At 70.2% G+C, this 8,069-nt stretch carries 8 protein-coding genes; 4 read left to right on the plus strand and 4 right to left on the minus strand.

The window, feature by feature from the left end:
* Both D7X12_RS36160 and D7X12_RS36165 read left to right on the plus strand, forming a co-directional pair.
* Positions 1 to 443: peptide deformylase (locus D7X12_RS36160; RefSeq protein ID WP_208719506.1), on the plus strand; the 443-nt coding region annotated here is incomplete at its 5' end.
* Positions 440 to 1,519 (plus strand): NADH:flavin oxidoreductase/NADH oxidase, encoded by a 1,080-nt coding sequence (locus tag D7X12_RS36165; protein WP_120629761.1) that lies wholly within the window; start codon positions 440 to 442, stop codon positions 1,517 to 1,519. The genes D7X12_RS36160 and D7X12_RS36165, both read left to right, overlap by 4 nt.
* A gap of 21 nt (positions 1,520 to 1,540) precedes the next feature.
* Here the strand turns inward: D7X12_RS36165 and D7X12_RS36170 are convergent, their stop codons facing one another.
* Together D7X12_RS36170 and D7X12_RS36175 are read right to left on the minus strand one after the other, a co-directional pair.
* Positions 1,541 to 2,377, minus strand: a complete 837-nt coding sequence (locus tag D7X12_RS36170) for a type VI immunity family protein (RefSeq protein WP_158620192.1) — start codon at positions 2,375 to 2,377, stop codon at positions 1,541 to 1,543.
* A 59-nt stretch (positions 2,378 to 2,436) separates the two neighbouring features.
* The gene (locus tag D7X12_RS36175; RefSeq protein WP_244224988.1) at positions 2,437 to 3,240 is read right to left on the minus strand and encodes a hypothetical protein; all 804 of its coding nucleotides are present in this window, start codon (positions 3,238 to 3,240) and stop codon (positions 2,437 to 2,439) included.
* A gap of 37 nt (positions 3,241 to 3,277) precedes the next feature.
* Here D7X12_RS36175 and D7X12_RS36180 point away from each other — a divergent pair, with 37 nt between their 5' ends.
* Positions 3,278 to 4,126, plus strand: coding sequence for an MBL fold metallo-hydrolase (locus tag D7X12_RS36180; RefSeq protein ID WP_120629763.1), 849 nt, complete (start codon positions 3,278 to 3,280; stop codon positions 4,124 to 4,126).
* Positions 4,127 to 4,157: 31 nt separating this feature from the next.
* A complete protein-coding gene (locus D7X12_RS36185) occupies positions 4,158 to 5,333 on the plus strand; it encodes an FAD-dependent monooxygenase (RefSeq protein WP_120629764.1) in 1,176 nt (391 codons plus the stop codon).
* A 22-nt stretch (positions 5,334 to 5,355) separates the two neighbouring features.
* Here D7X12_RS36185 and D7X12_RS36190 read toward each other — a convergent pair whose 3' ends face one another.
* The gene (locus D7X12_RS36190) at positions 5,356 to 6,915 is read right to left on the minus strand and encodes a mucoidy inhibitor MuiA family protein (RefSeq protein ID WP_120629765.1); all 1,560 of its coding nucleotides are present in this window, start codon (positions 6,913 to 6,915) and stop codon (positions 5,356 to 5,358) included.
* A complete protein-coding gene (locus D7X12_RS36195; protein ID WP_244224989.1) occupies positions 6,915 to 7,910 on the minus strand; it encodes a DUF4139 domain-containing protein in 996 nt (331 codons plus the stop codon). Before D7X12_RS36195 ends, D7X12_RS36190 begins: the two co-directional genes overlap by 1 nt.
* Between the last annotated feature and the right edge of the window lie 159 nt (positions 7,911 to 8,069).

Genomic DNA, 8,069 nt, shown 5'->3' on the forward strand with positions numbered 1-8,069 from the left:
CGTGGAAGGCCACCGGCGCCCGCTCCCGCGTCGCGACGCCCGCGGACCTCGCGACGCGGGAGCGGGCGCCGGTGGCCTTCCACGTGTTGATCAACCCCCGGCTCGTGGTGGAGGACCCCACGCCGGTGGAGTTCCACGAGGGGTGCCTGAGCGTGAACGGGTTCGCGGCGCTGGTGTCCCGGGCGCGGGGTGTGCGGGTGGAGGCGCTGGACGAGCAGGGGCAGCCGGTGACGCTGTCGGCGCGGGGCTGGTACGCGCGCATCCTCCAGCACGAGGTGGACCACCTGGAGGGCACGCTCTACGTGGACCGGATGGAGACGCGCAGCTTCAGCACGCAGGACAACCACCGCCGGCACTGGCTGGGCAAGAGCACGGCGCAGGTGCGCGCGGCGCTGGGATTGGCGGAGCGACAGGAATTGAAGTCCCCGGAGGACAAGTCATGAGCGGCAGTCGGTTGTTCACCCCCCTGAAGCTGCGCGACATCACGCTGCGCAACCGCGTGGTGGTTTCGCCCATGTGCCAGTACTCGAGCGAGGACGGGTTCGCCAATGAGTGGCACGTGGTGCACCTGGGCAGTCGCGCGGTGGGGGGCGCGGGGCTGGTGCTGACAGAGGCCACCGCGGTGGAGCCGGAGGGGCGCATCTCGCCGCAGGACCTGGGGCTGTGGAAGGACGCGCAGGTGGAGATGCTGGCGCGCATCAACCGCTTCCTGCACCAGAACGGGGCCGCGTCGGGCGTGCAGCTGGCGCACGCGGGCCGGAAGGCCTCCACGCTCCGGCCCTGGGACACGGGGACGCATGGGGCGACGGTGACGCCGGAGCACGGCGGTTGGACGCCGGTGGGGCCCACGGCGGAGGCGTTCGGCGAGGGCTATCCGAAGCCCGCGGCGCTGGACGAGGCGGGCATCGCGCGGGTGGTGAAGTCGTTCGGGGACGCGGCGGCGCGTGCGAAGGCGGCCGGGTTCCAGGTGGTCGAGCTGCACGCGGCGCACGGCTACCTGCTGCACGAGTTCCTGTCGCCGCTGTCGAACAAGCGCACGGACAGGTACGGCGGCTCGTTCGAGAACCGGACGCGCTTCGCGCTGGAGGCGACGCGGGCGGTGCGGGCGAAGTGGCCGGAGTCGCTGCCGCTCCTCGTGCGCATCTCCGCCACGGATTGGGTGGAGGGGGGCTGGACGGTGGAGGACTCGGTGGCGCTGGCGAAGCTGATGGCGAAGGAGGGCGTGGACCTCATCGACTGCTCATCGGGCGGGTTGGTGCCCGGGCTGAAGATTCCGGTGGGGCCGGGCTACCAGACGCCGCTCTCGGAGCGGGTGCGCAGGGACACGGGCATCCTGACGGGGGCGGTGGGGATGATCCGCTCCGCGATGCAGGCCGAGCACGTGCTGGCCACGGGGCAGGCGGACGTCGTCATCCTCGCCCGGGAGCTGCTGAGGGATCCGTACTGGCCGCTGCGCGCCGCGAAGGAGCTGCACGCGGACGTGCTCTGGCCGCACCAGTACGAGCGCGCGAAGAACTGAGCTGGAATGGGGGATGCCGGTTCAGTCGAGGAACCGGCGCTCCCACTTGTGGAAGGCCTCCTGGGGGCTGAACCCCGGGCAGGACTTGGGATGGTAGGCCCAGGGTTCCAGGACCCGGGCCAGCTCGCGGTAGGCCGGAAGCGGCTGGTCGGGGCCTCCGCCTTCGGGGACAGGTCCCAGGGTGACAACGGCGCGGGACGCGTCCAGGGACTCCACGGTGGTGCCGGGGGTGTGGAGTTGGGCGCGTAGGAAGTCCGGGCCGCCCATCTCCCTCAGTGCGGGATCGCCAATGAAGGTCAGCCAATGCGGGACGCGCAGGCGGGGGCCGATCTCCATTGCGGTCTGGTTCAGGTTGATGACGTCGACTCCAGGATGCGGGAGCAGTTGGGGGACGACCTCATCCATGATCCGCACGACTTCCAGGAAGCCCGTGACGGACAGTCCCGCATGCCCGGAGCTGAAGGGCAGTGGCGCGGCCAGGGCGAGCGCCAGCTCCCGGACTCGCTGCGGACCGTGGGTTCTCATCCACGCCAGGGGGAGAATGAAGCGAACCGCTGTCACCGCGCCGGGGTCATGACGGAACACCGGGCCATGGATGTCCCTGCCCACATATTCAAACTCATATCTATCGGGGTAGGGGGCGTCACTTGTGAGGGCGACCGACGACACGCTCGGATGATGGATCTTCCTGCGAACGATTTCCCAGCTGGACTCATCCATTTTCTCCCAGTCACCGTCTTCATTGAAAAAATAGTTCAGGGTCTGTACGCCGACCGCATCAAGGTATTTTTGCAATGACAGGGATACAGCATGGGCGACCTCCGCAGTCGGCTTGGGGAGATAGAAACAGATGCTCATGTCCTCTTGCGTAACAGCCCTGCCCCTGCGGATGACCTGCATTCTTGGAGATTCCATACTCAGAGCCCTGCTCCCAACCAGGGGACGACTTGAATCACCACTTCGACACGAAATGCTTCGACATACATGTCGCGCTGATTCTTCCCCGCGTACGGATGCCCTGAGGGGTAGTCCCGCCAACGAGGCCGGATCGTGATGTCCACACAGGGAAACTTGAAATCATAGACGGCCTGGACCTGGTCCGGATGCCCCGCATGAAGCACCACATCGGGAACAAGGGACCCTTTCAGTTCGCCAAGGCTTCCTTCCTGACGGATTCGGTCCACATCGGCTGCCGACAGCCATGTCTTCTTCTTGCGCCCCTGGTCGTATTGGTAGGTGGGCTCGATGCTGAAGCCACCGGGTCGAAGCGCGTTCAACTTTTCGGCGGCACAGCGCAGTGCGACGCGATGCATCTCCTCCCCGAGCTTCATGGCCAGGGTGACGGTCCTGCCCTGTACGTCGTCGAGTTCTTCCCTGCATTCTTCGGGAGTAGGGCTCCTGTTGCCGAATCGTTCGAGAATCACCTGGGTTCGGGCGTGGTTCGCGCATTCCTCCAGCGCCTCCGTGACCTCCTGCCTCAAGGCGTCATCCAGGAGCTTCACTGCCGCGACCGCGGAGCCTCCCGCCGTCGCGAAGGTCCGCACCGCTGTTGGGAGGACCGCCTCCTGCCCCGCTGCCTGGGCGCACGAGGCGGGCTGGTGCCGGCAGGCGTTCGTCGCGGAGTCGTACTTGAGCTGCCCCCGGCCACGCGTGCCCCCGCAGCCCTGCAGCAGCACCGCGACGGCCAGGAGCCGCACGGTCCACGGTGGCTTCACCCGCACGAGCGCCTTCCCTCCGAAGACCGCATAAGCTTTCCCCATGCTGACCGAGGTGCAGGCGGGACCCTATACCGTGCGCGGTGTGTCCGTGGGCGGCGTGTACACGTCGCTCCTGGTGCCGGAGCTGGGCGTGCTGCTGGATGCCGGCATCCCCATCCGCTCCTTCGCCGGTGCGGATCGCATCTTCCTCAGCCATGGCCATGCGGATCACGCCAGCGCACTGGGCTCACTCCTCGGCATCCGTGCGCTGGTGGGGAAGGGGCCGCCCCTCGTCTATCTGCCCGCGGAGATCGAAGCGCCCGTCCAGGAGGCCATCGCGGCCCTCGCTCGACTGCACCGCATGAATGCGGAGATCCACACCGTCCCCCTCCGCCCCGGTGACACCACCAAACTCCAGCAGGACCTGTGGGTGCGTGCCTTTCGCACGCACCACCCCGTGCCCTCACTGGGCTACCAGTTCCTCCGCCGTGTCTCCAAGCTCAAGCCCGAATATCGCGAGCTGCCTCCCCCGGAGATCGGCCGCCGTCGTCTGGCCGGCGAGCCCCTCTTCGAGGAGGTCGAACGCCTGGAGCTGGCCTACTGCACCGACACGCTCTCCAACGTGCTGGAGCGCCAGCCGTCCCTGTTCGACAGCCGCGTGCTCATCCTCGAGTGCACGTTCATCGACGCGGAGCGCACCGTGCGCGACGCGCAGGAGCGGGCCCACATCCACCTGGAGGAGATCGCCTCGATGGCGGACCGCTTCCAGAACGAGGCCCTCGTCCTGATGCACTTCAGTCAGGCTTACAGCCCCGCTCAGGTCCACGCGACCCTCAAGGCCCGCCTGCCAGCGTCCCTGCTGGAGCGCGTGCGAGTCTTCGCTCCGGACTCCGGCCGCTGGTTCGGTTGACCCCCAGCTCCGGCCTTCCTGAAAGGCCGCCATGACCTCGCCTTCCGCAGCGTCTCCGTCCCGCCGCCACGTCCTCATCGCAGGGGCCGGCATCGGAGGACTCACGCTGGCGTGCGCCCTCCACCGCGCCGGCCTGCGCGCCACCGTCCTCGAGCGCGCGGACGCGCTGCGACAGGTGGGCGCGGGCCTCATCGTGCAGATGAACGCCGCGCTCGCCCTGCGCCGCATCGGCCTGTGCGACGCGGTGGTCGCGGAAGGCGCCCGGGCCGAGCAGTCCCTCATCCTCGTGCCGTCAGGGGCCCGCATCACCACGGTGGATGTGGGAGCCCTTCAGCGCGAACTGGACACCCCCATGGTCGCGATGCACCGCGCCCGGCTCCAGGCGGTCCTCCATGCCCACGCGGGCCCTCCGGAGGCCGTGCGGCTGGGCGTCGCCGTGACGGGCTTCCAGGACGACGGGGCACGCGTCACCGCGTCCCTGTCCGATGGCACCACCGTCTCGGGAGACGTGCTGGTGGGCGCGGATGGGCTGCGCTCCGCCGTGCGCACGGGGCTGCTGGGCGAACAGCCCACCCGCTACTCCGGCTACACGAGCTGGCGCGGCGTGTGCCCGGCCGCGCACCTCGTGCCGCCAGGGCGCTTCAGCGAGACGTGGGGCCCCGGCGCCCGCTTCGGCATCGTGCCCATCGGCCATGGCGAGGTGTACTGGTACGCCACGCTCAACGCCCCCATGGGGACGGAGGACGCGCCGGGACAGACGCTCGCGGTGCTGCGCGAGCGCTTCGCCGGATGGCATGCGCCCATCGCGGACCTGCTCGCGGCGACGCCTCCGGAGCGCGTCCTGCGCACGGACATCCATGACCGCCCGCCGCTTGCGCGGTGGAGCCGGGGCCGCGTGACGCTCCTGGGAGACGCCGCGCACCCGATGACGCCGAACCTGGGGCAGGGCGGGTGTCAGGCCATCGAGGACGCCGTGGTGCTGTCGGAGTGCCTCGCGGCCCCAGGCCCGGTGGAAGACGCGCTGCGTGCGTATGAGGCCCGCCGGGTGACGCGCGCCAACCAGATGGTCGTGCGCTCGCGACAGGTGGGCCGCATGGGCCAGTGGGAGAACCCCGCCGCTCGCTTCGTGCGGGATGCGATGTTCCGGCTCATTCCGACCCGCATGGCCGTGCACCAGATGCGCAACCTGGTGCTCTCCACGTCCTGAGCTGCAGGAGCTTCAGGCGCTCCTACAGGCCCGAGACCTTCGCGGCGCTGGCGACCGTGAAGCCGAAGGCCAGCGTCTGCCGGGAGCGCGGCGCGACGTTCACTTCGAAGCGCACGATGCCCTCCGGGCTCACCGTGGTGGGCGCGGGCTTCGTGGCGTCCTTGAGCAGTGCCACCTCCACCGCCTCCACCTCCGACACCGGCATGCGCTCCTCCACCGCCAGCGCCGCCGGCTTCGCGCCCATGTTGGACACGAACAGCTTCACCCGCTGCGTGCGCGTGCGCCGGCCGGTGATGCGCGCGGTCTCCTCGCCCACGTCCACCTGCCGTGAAACGCGCAGCGAGTCCTCGCTGCCGAAGCCCAGCTTCACGCGCTCTCCACGGCCCGCGAACTTGAGCTGCGCGCGGCCCACGTAGCCCTTCGCGCGCACCAGGTCCACCGGCCCCGCCAGCAACACCGACGGCCCGGTGTTGTCGAACCGCGCCACCCGGTGCACCAGCGGCGACTGCTCCGGACACGCCACCAGCTCCGAGGTGGCCGGAGTCGTGAACGTGAACAGCGCCACGCGGTGCGCCTCGCCGTCCGACGGCACCGTCGCCAGGTGGGACGCCGACAGCGTCACCGGTTCGCCCCCGTCGTCCATGCCGGGCAGCGCGTCCGCGGCCTTGGTGACGCCGGCCTCGCCCGTCGTCTGGAGGGACTCCTCGCGGATGGACACGTCCACCACCTGCTTCTCGCGCACCGTCTTGTCCCGCAGCGACAGCCAGTCGTCCTGGAGCCGGGGCGGGGTGGCGCCCAGCGTGGGCCTCGCCGTGGAGAAGGCCAGCGTCACGTCCTTCCACGCCTCGCCCGTGTTCTGCCAGACGACGGCCTCGCACTCCATCGTCACCGTCGTCGCCTCCGCGGTGAAGCGCAGCGCCGCGCGATAGGCCGGGCGCCACGCGGCGCAGGGCACCAGGTACGTCAGCGTCAGCGTCGCCGTGCCTCCCGCGGCGTGGCTCACGTCCAGCTCCGCGCGCACGTCCAGCGTCGGCTCCGGCGGCTGCGTGCGCGAGAGGATGTCGCGCGTCTCCTGCTGGTGCTGACGCTGAAGGCGGCTCTCGTGGCGCCGGGCCTGGCGGAGCGTGTCGTCCGTCGCCGTCAGCTCCCGGCGGAGCGTGTCGAGCTGCTCCTTCCAATGTCCGGGGTCCGCCTCTCCCGCGCCGGTGCGCTCGGCGATGGCGCGGAAGACGTCCTCGCGCGCGGCCTGCACCAGGTTGCGCTTCACCTCCAGGCGACGGACCTCCGCCTGGGCGCGCTCCAGCGCCTGCTCGTGCTCGAAGGAGCGGCGGGCCAGCTCCGTGTGCTGTTCGCGCAGGGCCTCCGGCAGCACCGCGCGCTTCGAGCGGCGCAGGCTGGCCTGCGTCACCACTCCGCCCGCCAGCTTCGCCTGGAGCGAGCGGTCCACCGCCACCGCCGGCAGGCCGTCCACCACGAGCCGGGCGGTGCCTTGCGGCAGCGACACCTCGCCCCTGCGCTCGATGAGGGCCCGGTCCTCCAGGACGGTGACCTTGACCACGGGCAACACGATGGAAGTGTTCATCACGTCCTCCGGTTTCCGCCGAGCAGCATCTTGCTGGCGGGCAACTTCACGATCCACGTCGCCTTCATCGAACGCTTCTCTCCGGCCGGGACGCTGACGCGCCAGACGCGCTCGCCCTCCACCGCCGCCTCACCCGGGATGGGCGTGGGCTTGTGCCAGGGAGGGACGACCTCCGTCTCCTCCACCTTGATGTCCTTCTGGGATTCCGGGACCGCGCCCACGCGCTCGGAGATGGCGATGACCGCGGGCCGGGAGAGGTGGTTGGCCACGTCCACCGTGACGTGGTGCGTGAGCACCGTGCTGTTGCCGAACATGCCGCCCGTGGCCTCGTCGAAGCGCGTGTTGCGCGCCACCTGGAGCGCCTCCTCCACGCCCAATCCCAGACGCTGCGTCTCGCCGGGCCCCAGCGTGGGCAGCGGGGACGTCATCAGGAACTCATCCTCCAGCGTCACGTCCACCGGCCCCGCGAGCAACGGGTGCGGCGTGGGGTTGTCCAGGCGCACCGTGCGGAAGACGCGCGGCTCCACCGAGGGCACGCAGACGTACTCGGCCTTCAGCTCCACCGGCAGCGTCAACATGGGCACCGTGTGCCACGCGCCGTCCGAGGGCACGTCGGTGCTCGCCTCCGCGTCGAAGCGCGCATCGAAGTACCGGGCGGATTCGCGCGGCGGAACGCTCCAGGTGGGCGGCGGCAGGCCGTGCACGGCGTTGGCGGTGAGCGTGGCCTGGGCCACGATGCTCAGCACGTCCACCCGCACGCTCACGGCCGTCAGCGCGAACATCGCCTGGGTGACGTGCGCCGGACGGGGGCGCAGCCGGCCTCGCTGCGACGGAGCACCCGGAGGGGCCAGCGTCAGCGAGTCGTAGTCGAGCAGGCCGTCCGCGGGCTCCAGGCCGGTCGCGCCGGAGCCGCCCTCCTCCTGGTCCATCGACATGTCCGCCATCGGCGCGCCTTCGAACTCATCGTAGGCCTTGCGCTTCTTCGCGCGCTCCATCCCTCCGCCTCCTTTGGGCGAGGCCTCCTTCATGGGTCTCTCGCCTCCGACCGAAACCTCGCCGGTGACGCTCCGGTCGGACGGGGCGCCCGACGCACGGCGCAGAGGCATCCCTCCACGGGGGGCCATGGGGGCGGGTCTGTCTCTTTATACACATCT

It is taken from the genome of Corallococcus sicarius, assembly GCF_003611735.1.
GTDB lineage: Bacteria > Myxococcota > Myxococcia > Myxococcales > Myxococcaceae > Corallococcus > Corallococcus sicarius.